The following is a 19,811-nucleotide window of genomic DNA, read 5'->3' on the forward strand; positions in this document are numbered from 1 at the left end:
TTCTGTGAGGCTAAGCGCGGGTCACGAAACGGTCAAGATGCGTCTGTGATCCATCACAACCGGACGCTGAACATCCATCAACCCTCCTCCGCCAGCACGTCCTTCACCGCTCGGAACGCCAGCCCCTCGGAGTAGCCCCGCCGGGCCAGCATCCCGACCAGCCGCCGCGTCCTGACCTGGGGGTCGAGGGCCCGCACCGTGCGCAGCTTGCGACGCACCAGCTCGCGGGCGGCCTCCTCCTCGTCCTCGGTGTCGACCTGCGCCAGCGCCTGCTCGACCAGCTCGCCGGCCACCCCCCGCTGGCGCAGCTCCTGGGCGAGAGCGCGGCGCCCGAGGCCCCGGACGGCGTGCCGGGACTCGACCCAGGCCGCCGCGAACGCCCCGTCGTCGATCAGCCCGACCTCCTCGTAGCGGTCCAGCACCTCGGCCGCGACCTCGTCGGGGATCTCCTTCTTCCGCAACGCGTCGGCCAGCTGCTTGCGGGTCTTCGCGGTGCCGGTCAGCAGGCGCAGGCAGATGTCCCGGGCCCGGCCCGCCGGGTCGGTGGGCGGCTCCGCCCGCTTCCGCTCCCGCTTGGGCCCGCGCCCGGGCCCCGGCCGCTCGGGCGGCAGCTCCGTCAGCTCCGGCGGCTCCCCGGCCAGGTCGGGCTCCAGCGCCGTCCGGCGGCGCCGGCGGCCGCCGGACAGGTCGGAGGCCCGCAGCAGACCCGGAAACGCCTCGGTGCCGGGTTCGTCCGAACCAGGCACCGGGGCGTCGCTCTCGTGCGTCAACGTCGGCTCAGCTCTTCGCCGCCGCGGCCTTCTTCGCGGCCGCGGTCTTGGCGGCCGGCTTGGCCTCCTCGTCCGGGCCGGCGGCGACGGCGTCCGCGCCCTCGGCCGCCGGGGCGGCCGGGTCGGCGACCTTCGGGCCGATGCCGAGCTTCTGCTTGATCTTCAGCTCGATCTCGTCCGCCAGCTGCGGGTTGTCCCGGAGGAAGTTCCGCGCGTTCTCCTTGCCCTGGCCGAGCTGGTCACCCTCGTAGGTGTACCAGGCACCGGCCTTGCGGATGAAGCCGTGCTCGACACCCATGTCGATCAGGCCGCCCTCCCAGCTGATGCCGTGGCCGTAGAGGATGTCGAACTCGGCCTGCTTGAACGGGGCGGCGACCTTGTTCTTGACCACCTTGACGCGGGTGCGGTTGCCGACCGCCTCGGTGCCGTCCTTCAGGGTCTCGATCCGGCGGATGTCCAGCCGGACGGAGGCGTAGAACTTCAGCGCGCGGCCACCGGTGGTGGTCTCCGGCGAGCCGAACATCACGCCGATCTTCTCGCGGAGCTGGTTGATGAAGATCGCGGTGGTGTTCGACTGGTTCAGCGCACCGGCGATCTTGCGCAGGGCCTGGCTCATCAGCCGGGCCTGCAGGCCGACGTGCGAGTCGCCCATCTCACCCTCGATCTCGGCCCGCGGCACGAGCGCCGCGACCGAGTCGATGATGATCAGGTCGACCGCGCCGGAGCGGATCAGCATGTCGGTGATCTCGAGCGCCTGCTCGCCGGTGTCGGGCTGGCTGACCAGCAGGGCGTCGGTGTCGACGCCGAGCTTCTTGGCGTACTCGGGGTCGAGGGCGTGCTCGGCGTCCACGAAGGCCACCGTGCCGCCGAGCTTCTGGGCGCTGGCCGCGGCGTGCAGGGTCAGCGTGGTCTTGCCGGAGGACTCGGGACCGTAGATCTCGATCACCCGGCCGCGCGGCAGACCGCCGACGCCGAGCGCCACGTCCAGCGCGGTCGAGCCGGTCGGGATCACCTCGATCGGCTCGTTCGCCTTCTCGCCGAGGCGCATCACCGAGCCCTTGCCGAACTGCCGCTCAATCTGGGCGAGTGCGGTCTCAAGGGCCTTCTCGCGGTCCGTACCTGCCATGGGTTCCACCCTCGGGTTCTGTCCTGTGCGCTTCATCGTCCACGACGCTAGCGCGTCCCACCGACAATCCTCCCCAAGGGGACCAGCCTGTGGAAAACTCGCCGTACCCCAGCATAGCGAACGCCAGTTCGATTACCGTCAAGCGACCCGCCCGCCACGCCCTCCCCCGGGTGATACCGGCCCGGCGGCCGCCCGGGCCGCTACCTCTGGGTCCATGATCACCACCATCGGACGGCGCCGGACCGCCGCCGTCCTCCTCGCCCTGGCCGCGCTGCTGTTCCCCGCGATCCCGGCGGACGCCGCCGACCGCGCCCTCCCCGAGCCGCCCGCCGCCGCGACCGCCAGGACCGAGCTGGCCGGGCTCGCCGTCGAGCCCCCGCACTCCATGGACGGCTACAGCCGGGCCAGGTTCCCGCACTGGGTCCGGCAGTACGACGCCTGCGACACCCGCGAGGTGGTGCTGGCCCGGGACGGCGAGAACGTCACCCAGGACGCCCTCTGCCGGGCCTCCTCGGGCACCTGGCGCAGCGCGTACGACGGCCAACTGCTCACCGCCGCCGCCCAGGTGGACATCGACCACGTGGTCCCGCTGGCCAACGCCTGGCGCTCGGGCGCCGACGGCTGGAGCACCGCGATGCGCCGGACCTTCGCCAACGACCTCGAACACTCCCAGCTGATCGCGGTCTCGGCCGCCTCCAACCGCGCCAAGGCCGACAAGGCGCCGGACCAGTGGCGCCCCTCCGACACCGCCTACTGGTGCACCTACGCCCGGGCCTGGACGCACATCAAGCACCTGTACGCGCTGAACGTCACCGCCCCCGAGGCGGACAGCCTGAACGAGATGCTCGACACCTGTCCGCAGTGACCGCGAAGGCGGCCACCCCCCGTGGGGGTGACCGCCCGTCAGCTTCCGTCCTGGCCCGGCCCGTCCGTCTTGTCCGGCCCGTCCGGCCTGTCGTGACGGTCCGTCGAGGACCCGCGCATCATCTGCCGCAGCCGCCTGGCCGCCTGCCGCCGCCGCTCGCGCCGGCCCTTGCGGTCCGCGCCCCGGTCGATCCGGGGGTCGGTGGCCACCTCGTAGCGCCGCACGTACGTCCCGACGAACCCCTGCAGGGTGGCCGCCACCGGGATCGCGATCAGCGCGCCGACCGCGCCGAGCAGCGCCGCCCCGGCGATCACCGAGCCGAAGGCCACCGCCGGGTGCACGTCCACCGTCCTGGCGGTGATCCTCGGGTGCAGCAGGTAGTTCTCGATCTGCTGGTAGACGATCACGAAGACGAGCACCCAGAGCGCGTCGGTCGGCTCCACCGTCAGCGCCACCAGCACCGGCAGCGCCCCGGCCAGATAGGTCCCGATGGTCGGCACGAACTGCGACATGACGCCGACCCAGACCGCCAGCGCGGCCGCGTACGGCAGGCCCAGCACGGTGAACATGATCCAGTGCGCGATGGTCGAGGCGATCGCCAGCAGTGCCCGGGAGTAGAGGTAGCCGCCGGTCTTGGCCAGCGCGATCTCCCAGGCCCGCAGCACCTCGGCCTGCTTGGCCGGCGGCAGCAGCGAGCAGACCGTACGCCGCACCCGGGGCCCGTCGGCGGTGAAGTAGAAGGTGAACAGGCCGACCGTGAAGGCCTGGAACAGCCCGCCGATCAGGGTGCTGGAGACGCCCCAGATGTTGTCGGCGGCCTGCTGGGCGTACTTCTCGATGCTGCCCTTGTCCTTGAGCAGCTTCTCCTGCAGCTGGTCCAGCGACAGGTTCTGATGGAACGTCCGGTTGATCCAGACGATCAGGTTGTCCACCAGGTGCGGCAGATCACCGGCGATCTTCGCGACCTGGTCGACCAGCAGCGTGCCGAGCGCGGTGAGGAACCCGGCGATGGCGACCGCGAGGCCGATGAAGACCAGGAAGGTGCCGAGCCCCCGGCGCACACCCCGGGCCGCCATCCGGTCCACGGCCGGCTCCATCGCCAGCGACAGGAAGAACGCCACCAGCAGCATCACCAGCAGGTCGACCAGCTGCCGGAACGCCCAGTCGACCAGCTGGAACGCACCGACCAGCAGCAGCGCCAGCACCATCGCCCGGGGCAGCCACTTCGGCATCCCCTGCCCCCAGAGGGAGCCCCCTCTGGCCACCATTCTCGCGCTCGGGGTGGTGCGCTCTTCGGACGGATGTTCGGGATTCTGGGGATCAGAGGTACTGGCCACCCGACCAGTCTTACCCAAAGCTCAGCGCAGCAGCGCCGACACCCCCTGGGTCAGGCAGACCACCCGCCAGACCTCCTTGGCCTCCCAACCCGCGTCCAGCGCCTGACGGACCGTCCGTCCGCCCAGCTCGGACATCAGGTGGTCCGTGGCGAACGACTCCGCGTACGCCTCGCCGAAGTGCTCGTACATCCGTCGCCAGAACTCGGTCAGCCTCATGCTCCCAGTATCCCGAACCGCCGCTCAGGGCCGGAGCTCGCGCTGGGTGTACGCGGTGAGCAGCAGCGCGAAACCGTGCGCCGTCCCCACCTCTGCCCCGGTCAGCTCGCCGATCCTGGCCAGCCGGTTGTCGACGGTGTTGGGGTGCAGCCCGAGCGCCCTGGCCGTCCGCCGCCGGTCCTGCCGCTCGGCCAGGTGCGCCCGCAGGGTGGCCAGCAGCTCGGGCCGCTCGTAGACCGGGTCGAGCAGCGCGACCAGGCCGGCGCTGCTCTCGTCCGGCCGGGACAGGTGGTACTCCAGCAGCACGTCCTCCAGCCGGTGCAGGCCCGGCGGGCGGCCCAGGGCCCGGACCAGCCGCAGCACCTCGGCCGCCGTCCGGGCCGCCGCCGCGACGCCGGGCCCGCTGTCGGCGGGCAGCGCCGCGACCCGGACCGGGGCGCCGGCCGCCCGCTCCAGCTGCCCGGTCAGCCCGCCCGGCAGCGCCGGGAGTCCGCCCGCCCCGTCCCGGGGCAGCACCAGTACGCCGCCGTCCGCCTCCAGCCAGGCCAGCGGCTCCGGGCCGAACAGCCGGTTCACCGCGGTCCCCAGCCGCCGGGCCAGCCGCCGGGCGGCCACCTGCTCCGGCGGCCCGCCGCCCGGCGTCTCGACCCCGATCCGGAGCACCAGCCCGCCGTCCGCCACCCCGAGCCGCCCGTACCGCTCCGGGGTCAGCGGGGAGCCCTCGACCAGGGCCCGGACCAGCGTCCGCCGCTCCTCCCGCGCCTCCGCCTCCAGCGCCGCCCGCTCGTCCAGGTAGCTCTCGGCCAGGGCCGGGACCATCCGCGCCTGCGCCTCCAGCAGCCAGCCGGCCAGCTCGTTCAGCGCGGCCTCCTCGCCCGGCTCGGCGCTGTCCCGGAGCGCCTGCCAGAGCACGTGCTGCCCGAGCAGGTGGGTGCCGAGCAGCAGGTGCAGCGGCACCCCCTCCTCGGCCCGCTGGGCGGCCCGCTCCCGGAAGTACCGGAACTCCAGGTCGCCCTCCTCGGCCCGGCCCCCGACCCGCCGCAGGAACAGCCGGACGGCGTGCCGCGCGGTGGCCGCCATCTCCACGTCCTTCACCTCCCCCGGCAGCTCCTGGTACGCCGGCAGCCGCTCGAACGCCTCCCGCGTCATCCGCCGGGCCAGCTCGTTCACCCGCCCCTCGCACCGCCCCGCCACCGCCAACGCGGCCGCCGACAGCTCCACCGCAGCTCCCCCTCCTCTCCCGCACAGCACTCCGGGGAAAGCTAGCCGCCGCCGGGGAGCGCCAGCACACCGGCGCCGAAGAACTGCCGCTCCACGCACGCCCCGGTCCCGTACGGGCAGTTGCTGCCCGCCGCGTCGGCGAGCAGCCCGACCAGCCGGTCGGGCCGCCAGTCGGGGTGCGCGGCGGCGGCCACCGCCACCGCCCCGGTGACGTGTGCGGCGGCCATCGAGGTCCCCGCCAGCGCCGCGTACTGCCCGCCGGGCCAGTCGGAGACGACCGCGCCGAGCGGCCCGCCGTCGGGCTCCCCGCCGGGTGCGGCGATCGAGATCCGGCCCCGGCCGTAGTTGCTGTACGAGGTGGGCAGGCCGAAGCGGTCGAGCGCACTGACCGTCAGGACGCCGGGCAGCTCGCCCGGGAGGCGGATGCAGTCCGTCCCGAGCAGCCGGTTGTGCGCGGGGCCGGAGAGCCGGTCGTTGGGGCTGCGCTGGTCGCGGCGGACGGCGCCGAGGTCCTGGCCGTCGTTGCCGGCCGAGGCGACCACCACCGCGCCCTGCCGCTGGGCGTAGCCGACGGCGCGGCCGACGGCCTGGACCAGGGCGGCCTGGTCGGGGTCGCTGGCGCAGTTGTACTTCCACGGGTCGGCGAAGTAGCTGTCGTTGATGGCCCTGGCACCGTGGTCGGCGGACCAGAGCATCCCGCAGATGATGTTCTCGGTGTAGTACTGCCCGAGCGGGCCGAGCAGCCGGACGGCGGCGATCCGGACGCCGGGCGCCACCCCGGTGACGCCCTTGCCGTCCTGGGCGGCGCCGACGATCCCGGCCACGTGGGTGCCGTGCCCGCTCTCCGTCACGCCCCGGTCGGGGCGCCAGGCGCCGTACCGGGGGTCGGGGCGGCCGTCGGCGCAGGAGACCGAGGCCCCGGGGTCGACCGCGGCCCGGAGGTCGGGGTGGGTGTCGTCCACCCCGGAGTCCAGCACCGCGACCAGGACCCGGCGGAGCGCCTGGGCGGACGGGGCGTCGGCGGTGGTGCGGAGCAGCGCGGCCGGGCGCGGCCCCCCTGACTGCCCGGACGGGCCGGCCGCGCCCGCGGCGCCGATCATCGCCAGGTTCCAGTCGGCGGACTCCCCCGGGTCGGGGGTGAGCGCGTCCGAGTCGTCCCCGCCGTCGAGGGCGTCGCTCCTGGTGTCCCGGAAGGCCCCCGCCCCGTCGAGCGTCGCGGGCGGGCCCGGCACGCCGGTGGTGCGGCTGGCGCCGACGGCCGCTATCCCGGGGCGGCCGCGCAGCCGGTCGGCGAAGCCGCCGGTGGCGTAGGCGAGCACCACCCCGATCTGCGGGTACTCCTGGACCACCCGGCCGCCCGCCGCGGTGGCCTGCCGGGCGGCGTCGGCGGAGCCCCGGGCGTCCTGACGGTCCGCCAGCACCAGGTAGCTGAGGTAGGAACGGCCGGGGCCGGCCACGTACGGCACCGCTCCGCCGATCAGCAGGGCCGTCATCAGGACTCCGAGCAGGATCCGGATCCTGGTCCGGTGCGCCCCCGGCCGGCCCGGCCGTGCCGCGTCCCCCAGGCCCATCCGCATGGCGAGACCCAGCCGTTCCATCGCGCGACCTCCGCTCGTCGGTGCGCCCGCCGAAGGTCACGGGTCCGATACATCACCATATGAGCGGGTTTTCCGATCTGCCCGATCAGGCTAGGGCAGACGGGGCACCGGGGGCGGCTCCGGCGGACTGTCGGTGGCGCCGGGCACCATGGGGGCATGGCGGAACACGACCTGACGGATTCCCTGGACGGCTTCGCGCCGGCCACCAAGGCGTGGTTCACCGGGGCGTTCACCGCGCCCACCCCCGCCCAGGCCCAGGCCTGGGCGGCGATCGGCCGGGGGACGGACGTCCTGGTGGTCGCCCCCACCGGCTCCGGCAAGACCCTGGCCGCCTTCCTGTCCGCGCTCGACCGGCTCAGCCACACCCCGCCGCCGACCGACCCGAAGCGCCGCTGCCGGGTCCTCTACATCTCGCCGATCAAGGCGCTGGCCGTCGACGTCGAGCGCAACCTGCGGGCCCCGCTGGCCGGGCTGCGGCAGGCCGCCGTCCGGCTCGGGCTGCCGGAGCCGGAGGTGCAGGTCGGCATCCGCTCGGGCGACACCCCCGCCGCCGACCGCCGCCGGTTCGCCACCCACCCGCCGGACATCCTGATCACCACCCCCGAGTCCCTGTTCCTGCTGCTCACCTCCGCCGCCCGGGACGCCCTGCGCGGCATCGACACGGTGATCCTGGACGAGGTGCACGCGGTCGCCGGCACCAAGCGCGGCGCGCACCTGGCGCTCAGCCTGGAGCGCCTGGACGAGCTGCTGGACCGCCCGGCCCGCCGGATCGGCCTCTCCGCCACCGTCCGCCCGGTGGACGAGGTGGCCCGCTACCTCAGCCCGCAGCGCGGGGCGGCGGTGGTCCAGCCGCCCGCCGCCAAGGAGTTCGACCTCTCGGTGGTGGTCCCGGTCGCCGATCTGGGCGAGCTGCCCGCCGACACCGACGACCCGTCCCGGCAGGCGTCGATCTGGCCGCACGTGGAGGAGCGGATCGTCGACCTGGTGCAGGCGCACCGCTCGACCATCGTGTTCGCCAACTCCCGCCGCCTGGCCGAGCGGCTCTGCAACCGGCTGAACGAGATCGCGCACGAGCGCGCCACCGGTGCGGCCCTGCCCGCGGCGCACTCCCCGGCCCAGCTGATGGGCGGCTCCGGCGCCGCCGGCGGGGCGCCCGCCGTGATCGCCCGGGCGCACCACGGCTCGGTCTCCAAGGAGCAGCGCGCCCTGGTGGAGGAGGAGCTGAAGGCCGGCCGGCTGCCCGCCGTGGTGGCCACCTCCAGCCTGGAGCTGGGCATCGACATGGGCGCGGTCGACCTGGTGGTCCAGGTCGAGTCGCCGCCCTCGGTCGCGTCCGGGCTGCAGCGGGTCGGCCGGGCCGGGCACCAGGTCGGCGCGGTCTCCACCGGCGTGGTCTTCCCCAAGTACCGCGGCGACCTGGTGCAGTCCGCCGTGGTCACCGAGCGGATGCGCTCGGGCGCGATCGAGGCGCTCCGGGTGCCGCGCAACCCGCTGGACGTGCTGGCCCAGCAGCTGGTCGCGATCACCGCGCTGGACACCTGGGCGGTGGACGAGCTGCTCGCCCTGGTCCGCCGGGCCGCGCCGTTCGCCACCCTCCCGCAGTCCGCCTTCGACGGCGTGCTGGACATGCTGGCGGGCCGTTACCCCTCGGACGCCTTCGCCGAGCTGAGGCCCCGTCTGGTCTGGGACCGGGTCGCGGGCACCGTCACCGGCCGCCCCGGCGCCCAGCGCCTCGCGGTCACCTCCGGCGGCACCATCCCCGACCGCGGGCTGTTCGGCGTCTTCATCGCCGGGGCCGACCCGAAGAAGGGCGGTGGGAGGGTCGGGGAGCTCGACGAGGAGATGGTGTACGAGTCCAGGGTCGGCGACGTCTTCACCCTGGGCACCACCTCCTGGCGGATCCAGGAGATCACCCACGACAAGGTGCTGGTCACCCCCGCCCCCGGCGTCCCCGGGCGGCTCCCGTTCTGGAAGGGCGACAGCCTGGGCCGCCCGCTGGAGCTCGGCCGCGCGGTCGGCGCCTTCGTCCGCGAGCTCGGCGCCCTGACGCCCGATCAGGCGACGGCCCGGCTGAAGGCCGCCGGTCTCGACGACTGGGCGGCGTCCAACCTGCTCACCTACCTGGCCGAGCAGCGCACCGCCACCGGCCACCTGCCGGACGACCGCACCATCGTGGTCGAGCGGTTCCGGGACGAGCTGGGCGACTGGCGGATCGTCATCCACTCCCCCTTCGGCGCCCAGGTGCACGCCCCCTGGGCGCTCGCCCTCGGCGCCCGGCTGCGGGAGAAGCACGGCCTCGACCCGCAGGTGATGCACGCCGACGACGGCATCGTGCTCCGCCTCCCCGACGCCGACCTGCTCGACTTCCCGTCCGACCGGCCGGTCACCGCCGAGGCCCCGGTCGGTGCCGATGCCGCGCTCTTCGACCGGGGCGAGATCGAGCAGCTGGTGACCGACCAGGTCGGCGGCTCGGCCCTGTTCGCGGCCCGGTTCCGCGAATGCGCGGGCCGGGCCCTGCTGCTGCCCCGCCGCAGCCCCGGCCGGCGCACCCCGCTCTGGCAGCAGCGCCAGCGCGCCTCCCAGCTGCTGGAGGTGGCGAGCGAGTACGGCTCGTTCCCGATCGTGCTGGAGGCCGTCCGGGAGTGCCTGCAGGACGTCTTCGACGTACCGGGCCTGGTCGAGCTGATGGGTGATCTGGAGTCGCGCGCGGTCCGGCTGGTGGAGGTCACCACCCCCGAGCCCTCGCCGTTCGCCCGCTCGCTGCTGTTCGGCTACGTCGCCCAGTTCCTGTACGAGGGCGACTCCCCGCTGGCCGAGCGCCGGGCCGCCGCGCTCGCGCTGGACTCCCGGCTGCTCTCCGAGCTGCTCGGGCAGGCGGAGCTGCGCGAGCTGCTCGACCCGGCCGTGCTGGCCGAGCTGGAGGCGGAGCTGCAGCGCCTCACCCCGGAGCGCCGGATCAAGGACGCCGAGGGCGTCGCGGACGCGCTGCGGCTGCTCGGGCCGCTGGACGAGGCCGAGCTGACGGTCCGTGGGGCCGAGCAGGGCTGGGCGTTCGAGCTCCAGGCGGCCCGCCGCGCCATCCTGGTCCGGATCGGCGGCGAGCAGCGCTGGGCCGCGATCGAGGACGCCGGCCGGCTGCGGGACGCACTCGGCACCCCGCTGCCGGTCGGCGTCCCGGAGGCGTTCACCGAGCCGGTCAAGGACCCGCTCGGGGACTTGCTGGCCCGGTACGCCCGCACCCACGGCCCGTTCACGGCCGCCGAGGCGGCGGCCCGGTTCGGCCTGGGCACCGCCGTGGTCAGCGGCACCCTGCACCGGCTGACGGCCGGGGGCCGCCTGGTGCAGGGCGAGTTCCGGCCCGGCGAGGGGCACACCGGCACGGTCGAGTGGTGCGACGCCGAGGTGCTGCGCCGGCTCCGCCGCCGCTCGCTGGCCGCCCTCCGGCAGGAGGTCGAGGCGGTGCCGCCGCGCGCGCTGGCCGCCTTCCTGCCGCAGTGGCAGCACCTCGCCGGGCACCGGCTGCGCGGTCTCGACGGCCTGCTCCGGGTGGTCGAGCAGCTCCAGGGGACGGCCCTGCCCGCCTCCGCGCTGGAGAAGCTGGTGCTGCCCGCCCGGCTCCAGGACTACGCGCCCGCGATGCTGGACGAGCTGATGGCCGCCGGCGAGATCGGCTGGTCCGGCGCGGGCGCGCTGCCTGGCAAGGACGGCTGGATCGGCCTGCACCTGCCCGAGGCGGCCCACCTGCTGCGGCCCGAGCCCGTCCCACCCGCCCTCACCCCCGTGCACAGCGCCCTGCTGGCGGCGCTGGCGGGCGGGTACGGCCTGTTCTTCCGTCAGCTGACGGAGCGGCTGCCGGAGGTCCCCGAGCCCGAGTTGACCGAGGCGCTCTGGGACCTGACCTGGGCCGGATATGTGACGAACGACACACTCGCCCCGCTGCGGGCCCTGCTCGGCTCCGGCCGGACGGCCGGGGCCACCGCGCACCGGGCGCCCCGGGCCGCCCCGCGCGGCCGCTACGGCGGCGGATCGCGCGGACTGGCCCGCCCGGCCGCCCGGGCCGGCTCGCCGACGGTGGCGGGCCGCTGGTCGCTGCTGCCGGATCCGGCCACCGAGCCGACCGTGCGCGCCACCGCCCAGGCCCAGGCGCTGCTCGACCGGCACGGCGTGCTGACCAGGGGCGCGGTGGCCGCCGAGCGCGTCCCGGGCGGCTTCGCCGGGGTGTACCGGGTACTCAGCGCCTTCGAGGAGCGCGGCCGGGCCAGGCGGGGCTACTTCGTCGAGGGCCTGGGCGGGGCGCAGTTCGCCATGGACGGGGCGGCGGACCGGCTGCGCTCGGTCAGCGGGCGGCTGGAGCGTGCGGGCGGCGCGGAGTGGGCCGCCGCGCCGGTGGCCGAGGCCCCGCAGGCCCTGGTGCTGGCGGCGGCCGACCCGGCGAACGCGTACGGGGCGGCGCTGCCCTGGCCGGAGCTGCCGGAGGCGGCGCAGCAGCACCGGCCGGGCCGGAAGGCGGGCGCACTGGTGGTGCTGGTGGACGGGGAGCCCGCGCTGTACGTGGAGCGGGGCGGGAAGTCGCTGCTGGCCTGGAGCGACCGGCCGGAGGCGGTGGGCGCGCTGGCGGCCGCGGTCCGGGCCGGGGCACTGGGCAGCAGCGTCACGGTCGAGCGGGTCAACGGGGAGGCGGCGCTGACGGCACCGCTGGGGGCGCTGCTGGAGGAGGCGGGGTTCCATCCGACGCCGCGGGGGTTCCGGCTGCGGGGGTGACGGGGAGCTCCCGGTTGCTGTGCACGGGGATCAGGCTGAGGCTCCAGCCGCCGGCCAGCAGGCCCAGCGCGGCGCTGCCCGCGTGCAGGCCGGTGCCGAGCAGTGCGGCCAGGCAGAGGGCCGCGAGCAGCACCGCGGGCCACCACCGTCCGGCAGTGGCCCGCAGGGACCGTACGTTCTTCATCACAGCCTCCCTCGGGAGGCCGGGGTCAGGCTGCCACGACGTCCACGGCGGCGGCCTTGGGCGAGATCGAGCTCATCCGGTCGACGCCGGGAGCCGGCAGCTGTACCGGTTCGAGAACCGGCCTCAGCATGTCACCCTCCGAGAGAGTGGCCATCGCCGCAAGTTCGGCGAGCGACAGCTCGTCGCTGACCTCGCGCATCACCTCGGACATCCGGACGTCGAGTGCGTCGCAGATGGCGGAGAGCAGCTCCGAGGAGGCCTCCTTCTGCCCGCGCTCGACCTCGGAGAGGTAACCGAGCGAAACCCTGGCGGCTGCCGACACCTCGCGAAGTGTGCGGCCCTGGCGCTGGCGCTGCCGACGCAGTACATCGCCCAGTAGGCGACGGAGCAGGATCATCGGTGCCTCCCTCCTCGGACTGCGGATCGAGATGTCACGCCCCCACCGTACCGCCTTGTCCGCATCGCGTGCGGGGACCATGGTCGTGTTCACTCTGGGCTGCAATGCTGCCCCCTCCCCTGTTTGTTCCCCGCCCGACTACCTGACTACTGCCCATTCGGGGTATCCGATGTAACACGATCCTGCTGCCGCCGGCGGTCGTTCAACGGCTTTTCGGCAAAGCCCGGCACGGGACGGGCTCAACGCGCTACGCGATCCAGCATGAGCCGCAGGGCGGCGTCCACGGTCTCCTGACGGATTCTTTCACGTGCTCCTGACAAGTGAAGGGAATCCGTCACGGCTCCGTCGGGTCCGGAAAGTCCGATATGGACGGTCCCGACCGGGCGGCCGTCCTGTTCCTGCGGGCCCGCCACCCCGGTGGTGGCCAGGCCGTAGGTGGCGCCCAGCAGCCGCCGGACGCCCTCGGCCATCTGACGGGCCACCACGGGGTGGACCGGGCCGTGCACGGCCAGCAGGCCCTCGTCCACGCCCAGCAGCTCCGCCTTCAGCCCGGTGGCGTACGCCGTCACGCCGCCCCGGTAGGTGGCGGAGGCGCCCGGTACGTCGACCAGGGCGGCCGACAGCAGGCCGCCGGTCAGCGACTCGGCCACGGCCAGCGTGGCACCGCGCTCGCGCAGGGCGAGGTGGACCTCGGCGGCCAGCTGACGGTCGGTCACTCCGCGGCCGCCTTCGCCCGCCCGGACCGGCGCAGCACGATCGCCTGCCGGACGTAGTCCAGGCCGGTCCCGACGGTGAGCAGCACGGCCGCCCCCATCAGCACCGCCCGGGCGGTGGCCAGCCAGCCGGTCAGCTCCAGCACGTACATGCCGACCGCGATGCCCTGGGTCAGGGTCTTGATCTTGCCGCCCCGGCTGGCCGGGATGACGCCGTAGTGGATCACCCAGAACCGCATCACGGTGATGCCGAGCTCACGGGCCAGGATCACCGCGGTGACCCACCAGGGCAGGTCGCCCAGGATCGACAGGCCGATCAGGGCGGCACCCATGATCGCCTTGTCGGCGATCGGGTCGGCGATCTTGCCGAAGTCGGTGACCAGGCCCATCCGCCGGGCCAGCTCGCCGTCGAACAGGTCGGTGATCATCGCGATCGCGAACGAGGCCCAGGCCACCGAGCGCCACTTGGGGTCGTGGCCCCCGTCGGCGAACAGCAGCAGCACGAAGACCGGGACCAGCAGCAGCCGGACCATGGTCAGCACGTTGGCGATGTTCCACAGGGAGGGGACGGGCGGCGTGGTCCCGGCGCCCGTCGGCTGGGCCGGGGCGGAGGCGCCTGGCCCTCTGCTCATGCCTCGGCTCCCACGCGCTCCAGCGCCTCCGCCACCAGGTCGACGCCCTCGGTGCCGACCACGGTGGCGCGGTAGTACTCGCCGACCACGGCGTCGTCGGCGCCCAGCAGCGTGGTCAGGCCGTCGGTCTCCGGGGCCTGGTGGGCCGACCGGCCCTCGACCACGCCGTCCTCGACCGACTCGACCAGCACCTCGACCTCGGTGCCGATCCGCTGCTCGGCGCGCTGCGCGGTCATCTCCTCGGCCAGCTTGGTGAGCTTGGCCAGCCGGTCCGCGACCACGTCCTCGGACAGCTTGCTGTCGAAGGTCGCCGCCTCGGTGCCGTCCTCGTCGGAGTAGCCGAAGACGCCGATCGCGTCCAGGCCGGCCTCGGTGACGAAGCGCTCCAGCTCGGCGAAGTCCTCCTCGGTCTCGCCCGGGAAGCCGACGATGAAGTTGGACCGGGCACCGGCCTGCGGGGCCTTGGAGCGGATGGTGGAGAGCAGCTGGAGGAACTGGTCGGTGTTGCCGAAGCGGCGCATCCGGCGCAGCACGGCCGGGGCCGAGTGCTGGAACGACAGGTCGAAGTACGGGACCACGCCCGCGGTGCCGGTCATCACGTCGATCAGGCCGGGCCGCATCTCGGCGGGCTGCAGGTAGCTGACCCGGACCCGGCGGATGCCGTCGACGGCGGCGATCTCGCTCAGCAGGGTCTCCAGCAGGCGGATGTCGCCCAGGTCCTTGCCGTACGAGGTGTTGTTCTCGCTGACCAGCACCGCCTCGGTGACGCCCTGCTCGGCCAGCCACTGGGCCTCGCCCAGCACGTCGGAGGGGCGGCGGGAGATGAACGAGCCGCGGAAGGCCGGGATCGCGCAGAACGAACAGCGCCGGTCGCAGCCGGAGGCCAGCTTGACCGAGGCGACCGGGTTGTCGTCCAGGCGCTTGCGCAGGGTGCGCGGGCCGGAGGCGGGGGCGACGCCGTCCGGCAGGTCCGCCGGGGCGCCGTGGCCGGGCAGCGCCACCTCGGCGGCGGCCGCCTGGCGGGCCACCGGGGTGAGCGGGAGCAGGGTGCGGCGGTCACGGGGCTTGTGGGCCTCGATGTTGCCGCCGGAGAGGATGGTCTGGAGGCGGCTGGAGATGTCGGTGTAGTCGTCGAAGCCGAGCACACCGTCCGCCTCGGGCAGGGCGTCGGCGAGCTCCTTGCCGTAGCGCTCGGCCATGCAGCCGACCGCGACCACGGCCTGGGTGCGGCCGTGACCCTTGAGGTCGTTGGCCTCCAGCAGGGCGTCGACGGAGTCCTTCTTGGCGGCTTCGACGAACCCGCAGGTGTTGACCACGGCGACATCGGCGTCGGCGGCGTCCTCGACCAGCAGCCAGCCGTCCGCCTCCAGTCGCCCGGCGAGTTCCTCGGAGTCCACCTCGTTGCGGGCGCATCCGAGCGTGACAAGGGCGACAGTACGGCGTTCAGGCATAGGGACAAGGTTAACGCGCGGCCCCCGGTGCCGTTCGCCCCGGAGTCCGCGCGCCCTGTTTTGTTGCGGTTCAGCCCGCCTGCGGGTCGCCGGGGGTGTAGGTCAGGTGCTTGACCTGGCCCTCCTGGCCGGCCGGGCCGAGGTCCTTGCCGTTGACGTACACGTGCACGGCACCCGCGTTGCCGATCACCAGCTTGACCTGCTTGGGATCGGTGAAGGTCTGGTCGGTGCCCTGCTCCAGGTTGTTCTGGAACAGCGACTTGCCCTTGCCGTCGCTGGCGGAGACCCAGCTGGTGCCGCCCTCGGCGACCAGCTTCACGGTGACCTTGTCGGCCGGGGCGGCCGCGATCGCCTGGACGCTCGGCGCGGGGGCCGGCGGCTGGACGGTGGCCGGGGCGGAGGGCGGGGTGCTGGGCAGCGGGGCGCTGGCCGAGCCTGCGGTGGTGGCGGTCTTCTCGCCGGAGGCCAGGTTGAAGCCGATCAGTGCGACCACCGCGACGATCGCGGCCACCATGGCGGCGGTCCAGTTCGGACGGCGGTGATCGGTGATCTTGATCGGACCGGTGTCCAGCAGCTGGGCCGGCCGCTGCGCCGCGGGCGAGCCGCCGTGCGCGGCGTCGAAGCGGGCGACCAGCGCCTCGCCGTCCACCCCGACCGCCTTGGCGAAGGCCCTGATGTGGCCCCGGGCGTAGAAGTCGCCGCCGCAGCGGGAGTAGTCGTCCTCCTCGATGGCGTGCAGGATCGGTACCCGGACCCGGGTGTCGGCGCTGATCTGATCGATCGTCAACCCGGCCTGCCGACGGGCGTCGGCCAGCACCCGGCCGATCTCGGGCAGGTCGGCGACCGGCTCCGGAGCGGCCGGGGGCACGGTCGCGGAGTCGGGGGCGGAGGACCGGCGGTTGTCGCGGGGCGAGGACTTGCCGATGGTCACTGGGCGCGCCTTTCGAGCGTTGGCCACCTGCTGAATGAACAGTCTATGGGCGGGCCCGGAGGCTTTCTCAAGCGGAGTAGGCCCGAACGTGCGGGACCCGCCGGGACTGACACCGGATCAGCGGGCGGTGCTCGATGGGACGTACCCGGCCCGTCCCCGGTTCCCCTCCCCCGAACGAGTGAGGTCATCCGCGGATGGTGATGAGTACGGCGTCGAGTTCGTCCGGGGTGATCAGCACGTCGCGGGCCTTCGAGCCCTCGCTCGGGCCGACGATGCCGCGCGACTCCATCAGGTCCATCAGCCGGCCGGCCTTGGCGAAGCCGACCCGCAGCTTGCGCTGGAGCATCGAGGTGGAGCCGAACTGGGTCGAGACCACCAGCTCGGCCGCCTGGATCAGCAGGTCGAGGTCGTCGCCGATCTCCTCGTCGATCTCCTTCTTCGGGCCGCCGCCGACCACCACGTCCTCGCGGTATCGGGCCGTCAGCTGGTCCTTGCAGTGCTGCACCACCCGGGCGATCTCCGCCTCGGTGACGAAGGCGCCCTGCATCCGGACCGGCTTGGAGGCGCCCATCGGCAGGAACAGCGCGTCGCCCTTGCCGATCAGCTTCTCGGCGCCCGGCTGGTCCAGGATGACCCGGGAGTCCATCATCGCGGAGGTCGCGAAGGCCAGCCGGGACGGGACGTTGGCCTTGATCAGACCGGTCACCACGTCCACCGAGGGCCGCTGGGTGGCCAGCACCAGGTGGATACCGGCGGCCCGGGCCAGCTGGGTGATCCGGACCACCGAGTCCTCGACGTCGCGCGGGGCGACCATCATCAGGTCGGCCAGCTCGTCGACGATCACCAGCAGGTACGGATAGGGCGTCAGCTCCCGCTCGCTGCCCAGCGGCGGCTTCAGGGTGCCGGCCTTCACCGCCGCGTTGAAGTCGTCCACGTGCCGGAAGCCGAACGCCGCCAGGTCGTCGTAGCGCATGTCCATCTCGCGCACGACCCACTGGAGCGCCTCGGCGGCCTTCTTCGGGTTGGTGATGATCGGCGTGATCAGGTGCGGGATGCCCTCGTACGCGGTCAGCTCGACCCGCTTGGGGTCGACCAGCACCATCCGCACCTCGTCCGGGGTGGAGCGCACCAGCACCGAGGTGATCAGGCAGTTGATGCAGGAGGACTTGCCCGCGCCGGTGGCGCCGGCGACCAGGATGTGCGGCATCTTCGCCAGGTTGGCCATCACGGTGTGGCCCTCGACGTCCTTGCCCATCCCGACCATCAGCGGGTGGGTGTCCTCGGCGGCCGTGCGCGAGCGCAGCAGGTCGCCCAGGTTGACCATCTCGCGGTCCCGGTTCGGGATCTCCACGCCGACCGCCGACTTGCCGGGGATCGGGCTGATGATCCGGACGTCCGCGCTGGCCACCGCATAGGCGATGTTCTTGCCCAGCGCGGTGATCCGCTCCACCTTCACGGCCGGGCCGAGCTCGACCTCGTACCGGGTGACCGTCGGGCCGCGGGTGAAGCCGGTGACCTTGGCGTCCACCTTGAACTCGCTGAACACGCCGCTGAGCTGGGCCACCACCTCGTCGTTCAGCGCGCTGCGGGCCTTGCCCGGGGCGCCGCGCTCCAGCAGGTCCAGCGAGGGCAGCGCGTACGTGATGTCCCCGGCCAGCTGCAGCTGCTCCATCCGGACCGGGGCCTCGCCGTGCCCGTCCGGGGCGTCGGAGGCGCGGGCGGCCGGGACGGCCGCCTCCTCGGGCGGGGCGGTGTTGTCCTTGACCTGGTGCAGCATGCTCGCCACCGCCGGGGAGGCGGGCACCCCGTAGAGCAGCGCACCGTCCAGGTCGGCGGCCACCCCGGCCGCGATGTCCCTGGTCTGGTACGGGTCCTGGTCCTCCGTCAGCGGCTCCGGCGCGGGCTCGTCGGACTTCCTGCGCCGGCGGCGGCGCCGGGCGCCGATCTCGTCCTCGGGGCCCTCCACGGTGTACGGCAGCGCGTCCGGGTCGGCGTCCTCGGGCGGGGCGGTGGAGTACTCGCGCTCCTGCTCCAGGGCGTCAGCCCGCTCGGGGGCCTCGACCACGCCGAGCTTCTCGCCCAGCGCGCGCAGCCGCTCGGGGATCTTGTTGACCGGGGTCGCGGTGACCACCAGCAGCCCGAAGAAGGCGACCAGCAGCAGCAGCGGGACCGCCAGCGGCGGCCCGGCGGCGGCCATCATCGGGGTGGACGCGGCCCAGCCGAAGATCCCGCCGGCGGACCGTATCCGGGTCGCCCCGCTGCCCATCGCGGGCGCCCCGCAGCCGATGTGCACCAGCCCGAGCACGCCGACCACCAGCGCGCTCAGCCCGACCGCGATCCGGCCGTTGGCCTCCGGCAGCTCGGGGTGCCGCATCAGCCGGACCGAGACCGCCGCGAGCAGGAACGGCACCAGCACGTCCAGCCGGCCGAACAGGCCCGACACCACGGCCGTGGCCGCCTCGCCGAGCCACCCCTGCGGGCTGAACCACGTCCCGGCGGCGGTCACCAGCGCCAGGGCCAGCAGCAGGAGCGCGACCCCGTCCTTGCGGTGCGCCGGGGGCAGGTTCTTCGCGCCGTCGCCGAAGCCGCGGAAGGTGGCGCCGACGGCGTGCGCCACGCCCAGCCAGACGGCGCGTACGGCGCGGAACAGTATCGGCTTCGGCGGAGCCGGCCTCGGGGCGGCGGCGGCCGCCTTCTTCGCCGGAACCGCCTTCTTGGCGGCCGGAGCCGCCGCCTTCTTCGCGGGCGCCTTCTTGGCCGGAGCCTTCTTGGCCGGCCCGGGCTTCGGGGCGCGCGCTGCCGCGCCGGGCGTACGTGTGGCCATGGGACAGCAGCCTACCGGGGGCCGCGCCCGCCGGGCAGGTGACGCACACTCAGGGCGCACACCATTTTTCGCACGCCCCCAGCTGTGCCTGCGTCCCAAGGCAGTTGCGGCCGAGGAACCGGGGAACGGCGGTGCTAGCCGGCTCCGGGCCGCAGCGCGTCGAGCGCCTTCCGCAGCCCCGCCAGCTTCCGCTCCAGGTGCGCCGCGGTGGCGGCCGCCGCCTGGTCCGGAGAGCTGTCGAGCTGCTTGACCAGCGCCTCCGCCTGCTCCTCGACCGCCGCCAGCCGCGCCGACAGCTCGCCGAGCACCGGCGTCTCGCCGGCCTCCAGCTGCAGCCGCAACAGCGCCGCCTGCTCCTTGAGCTGACAGTTCTTCACGTACAGGTCCACGAAGACCGAGACCTTGGCCCGGAGCACCCACGGGTCGAAGGGCTTGGAGATGTAGTCGACCGCGCCGGCCGCGTAGCCGCGGAAGGTGTGGTGCGGACCGTGGTTGATCGCGGTCAGGAAGATGATCGGGATGTCCCGCGTCCGCTCCCGGCGCTTGATGTGCGAGGCGGTCTCGAAGCCGTCCATGCCGGGCATCTGGACGTCCAGCAGGATCACCGCGAAGTCGTCGGTGAGCAGCGCCTTGAGCGCCTCCTCGCCGGACGCGGCCCGGACCAGTGTCTGGTCCAGCGCGGAGAGGATCGCCTCCAGTGCCAGCAGGTTCTCCGGCCGGTCGTCGACCAGGAGGATCTTCGCTTTCTGCACCACGACCCGCCCTCCTGCCGGTTGTCTGCCGAT

At 74.0% G+C, this 19,811-nt stretch carries 15 protein-coding genes; 2 read left to right on the forward strand and 13 right to left on the reverse strand.

Going from position 1 to position 19,811, the window contains the following annotated elements:
• Positions 1-77 precede the first annotated feature (77 nt).
• Positions 78-770: a recombination regulator RecX gene (recX, locus tag ABT118_RS27110; protein WP_350674284.1), complete on the reverse strand. Its 693-nt coding sequence runs from the start codon at positions 768-770 to the stop codon at positions 78-80.
• A 7-nt stretch (positions 771-777) separates the two neighbouring features.
• The gene (gene recA / locus ABT118_RS27115; protein WP_350674287.1) at positions 778-1,896 is read right to left on the reverse strand and encodes a recombinase RecA; all 1,119 of its coding nucleotides are present in this window, start codon (positions 1,894-1,896) and stop codon (positions 778-780) included.
• A 214-nt stretch (positions 1,897-2,110) separates the two neighbouring features.
• On the opposite strand from recA, the gene ABT118_RS27120 reads away from it, so the two are divergent.
• A complete protein-coding gene (locus tag ABT118_RS27120) occupies positions 2,111-2,761 on the forward strand; it encodes a GmrSD restriction endonuclease domain-containing protein (protein ID WP_350674290.1) in 651 nt (216 codons plus the stop codon).
• A 38-nt stretch (positions 2,762-2,799) separates the two neighbouring features.
• Here ABT118_RS27120 and ABT118_RS27125 read toward each other — a convergent pair whose 3' ends face one another.
• From ABT118_RS27125 to ABT118_RS27140, 4 genes are all read right to left on the reverse strand, one after another.
• Entirely contained in the window at positions 2,800-3,993 is a 1,194-nt protein-coding gene (locus ABT118_RS27125; RefSeq protein ID WP_350674293.1) for an AI-2E family transporter, read from the reverse strand.
• A 126-nt stretch (positions 3,994-4,119) separates the two neighbouring features.
• Positions 4,120-4,314 (reverse strand): DUF3046 domain-containing protein, encoded by a 195-nt coding sequence (locus ABT118_RS27130; RefSeq protein ID WP_350674297.1) that lies wholly within the window; start codon positions 4,312-4,314, stop codon positions 4,120-4,122.
• Between the two features lie 24 nt (positions 4,315-4,338).
• A complete protein-coding gene (locus ABT118_RS27135) occupies positions 4,339-5,535 on the reverse strand; it encodes a PucR family transcriptional regulator (protein ID WP_350674299.1) in 1,197 nt (398 codons plus the stop codon).
• 41 nt (positions 5,536-5,576) lie between these two features.
• Positions 5,577-7,133 carry a S8 family peptidase gene (locus tag ABT118_RS27140; RefSeq protein WP_350674302.1) on the reverse strand — a complete coding sequence of 519 codons (1,557 nt, stop codon included), beginning with the start codon at positions 7,131-7,133 and terminating at the stop codon, positions 5,577-5,579.
• 156 nt (positions 7,134-7,289) lie between these two features.
• Here ABT118_RS27140 and ABT118_RS27145 point away from each other — a divergent pair, with 156 nt between their 5' ends.
• On the forward strand, positions 7,290-11,894 hold the full coding sequence (locus ABT118_RS27145; RefSeq protein WP_350674307.1) for an ATP-dependent helicase: 4,605 nt from the start codon (positions 7,290-7,292) through the stop codon (positions 11,892-11,894).
• 209 nt (positions 11,895-12,103) lie between these two features.
• On the opposite strand, the gene ABT118_RS27150 is transcribed toward ABT118_RS27145, so the two are convergent.
• The 7 genes from ABT118_RS27150 to ABT118_RS27180 all read right to left on the reverse strand — a co-directional run bounded on the left by ABT118_RS27150 (position 12,104) and on the right by ABT118_RS27180 (position 19,781).
• Positions 12,104-12,475 (reverse strand): helix-turn-helix domain-containing protein, encoded by a 372-nt coding sequence (locus tag ABT118_RS27150; protein ID WP_350674309.1) that lies wholly within the window; start codon positions 12,473-12,475, stop codon positions 12,104-12,106.
• 239 nt (positions 12,476-12,714) lie between these two features.
• Positions 12,715-13,176, reverse strand: coding sequence for a CinA family protein (locus ABT118_RS27155; RefSeq protein WP_350674379.1), 462 nt, complete (start codon positions 13,174-13,176; stop codon positions 12,715-12,717).
• Between the two features lie 11 nt (positions 13,177-13,187).
• Entirely contained in the window at positions 13,188-13,820 is a 633-nt protein-coding gene (gene pgsA / locus ABT118_RS27160; protein WP_350674311.1) for a CDP-diacylglycerol--glycerol-3-phosphate 3-phosphatidyltransferase, read from the reverse strand.
• Positions 13,817-15,271 carry a 30S ribosomal protein S12 methylthiotransferase RimO gene (gene rimO, locus ABT118_RS27165; RefSeq protein WP_350674317.1) on the reverse strand — a complete coding sequence of 485 codons (1,455 nt, stop codon included), beginning with the start codon at positions 15,269-15,271 and terminating at the stop codon, positions 13,817-13,819. Before rimO ends, pgsA begins: the two co-directional genes overlap by 4 nt.
• Positions 15,272-15,341: 70 nt before the next feature.
• Positions 15,342-16,202, reverse strand: a complete 861-nt coding sequence (locus tag ABT118_RS27170; RefSeq protein ID WP_350674321.1) for a RodZ domain-containing protein — start codon at positions 16,200-16,202, stop codon at positions 15,342-15,344.
• Positions 16,203-16,386: 184 nt separating this feature from the next.
• Positions 16,387-19,026 carry a DNA translocase FtsK gene (locus tag ABT118_RS27175; RefSeq protein WP_350674325.1) on the reverse strand — a complete coding sequence of 880 codons (2,640 nt, stop codon included), beginning with the start codon at positions 19,024-19,026 and terminating at the stop codon, positions 16,387-16,389.
• 134 nt (positions 19,027-19,160) lie between these two features.
• The gene (locus ABT118_RS27180) at positions 19,161-19,781 is read right to left on the reverse strand and encodes a response regulator (protein WP_350674330.1); all 621 of its coding nucleotides are present in this window, start codon (positions 19,779-19,781) and stop codon (positions 19,161-19,163) included.
• Positions 19,782-19,811 lie beyond the last annotated feature (30 nt).

Source organism: Kitasatospora sp. NPDC002040 (assembly GCF_040296785.1).
Taxonomy (GTDB): domain Bacteria; phylum Actinomycetota; class Actinomycetes; order Streptomycetales; family Streptomycetaceae; genus Kitasatospora.

What these genes read in the sequence shown, in the direction of transcription:
- recA (WP_350674287.1), bottom strand. Translation starts at nt 1,896, where the DNA reads ATGGCAGGTACGGACCGCGAGAAGGCCCTTGAGACCGCACTCGCCCAG.
- ABT118_RS27120 (WP_350674290.1), top strand. Translation starts at nt 2,111, where the DNA reads ATGATCACCACCATCGGACGGCGCCGGACCGCCGCCGTCCTCCTCGCC.
- ABT118_RS27125 (WP_350674293.1), bottom strand. Translation starts at nt 3,993, where the DNA reads ATGCCGAAGTGGCTGCCCCGGGCGATGGTGCTGGCGCTGCTGCTGGTC.
- ABT118_RS27130 (WP_350674297.1), bottom strand. Translation starts at nt 4,314, where the DNA reads ATGAGGCTGACCGAGTTCTGGCGACGGATGTACGAGCACTTCGGCGAG.
- ABT118_RS27140 (WP_350674302.1), bottom strand. Translation starts at nt 7,133, where the DNA reads ATGGAACGGCTGGGTCTCGCCATGCGGATGGGCCTGGGGGACGCGGCA.
- ABT118_RS27145 (WP_350674307.1), top strand. Translation starts at nt 7,290, where the DNA reads ATGGCGGAACACGACCTGACGGATTCCCTGGACGGCTTCGCGCCGGCC.
- ABT118_RS27150 (WP_350674309.1), bottom strand. Translation starts at nt 12,475, where the DNA reads ATGATCCTGCTCCGTCGCCTACTGGGCGATGTACTGCGTCGGCAGCGC.
- pgsA (WP_350674311.1), bottom strand. Translation starts at nt 13,820, where the DNA reads ATGAGCAGAGGGCCAGGCGCCTCCGCCCCGGCCCAGCCGACGGGCGCC.
- rimO (WP_350674317.1), bottom strand. Translation starts at nt 15,271, where the DNA reads ATGCCTGAACGCCGTACTGTCGCCCTTGTCACGCTCGGATGCGCCCGC.
- ABT118_RS27175 (WP_350674325.1), bottom strand. Translation starts at nt 19,026, where the DNA reads ATGGCCACACGTACGCCCGGCGCGGCAGCGCGCGCCCCGAAGCCCGGG.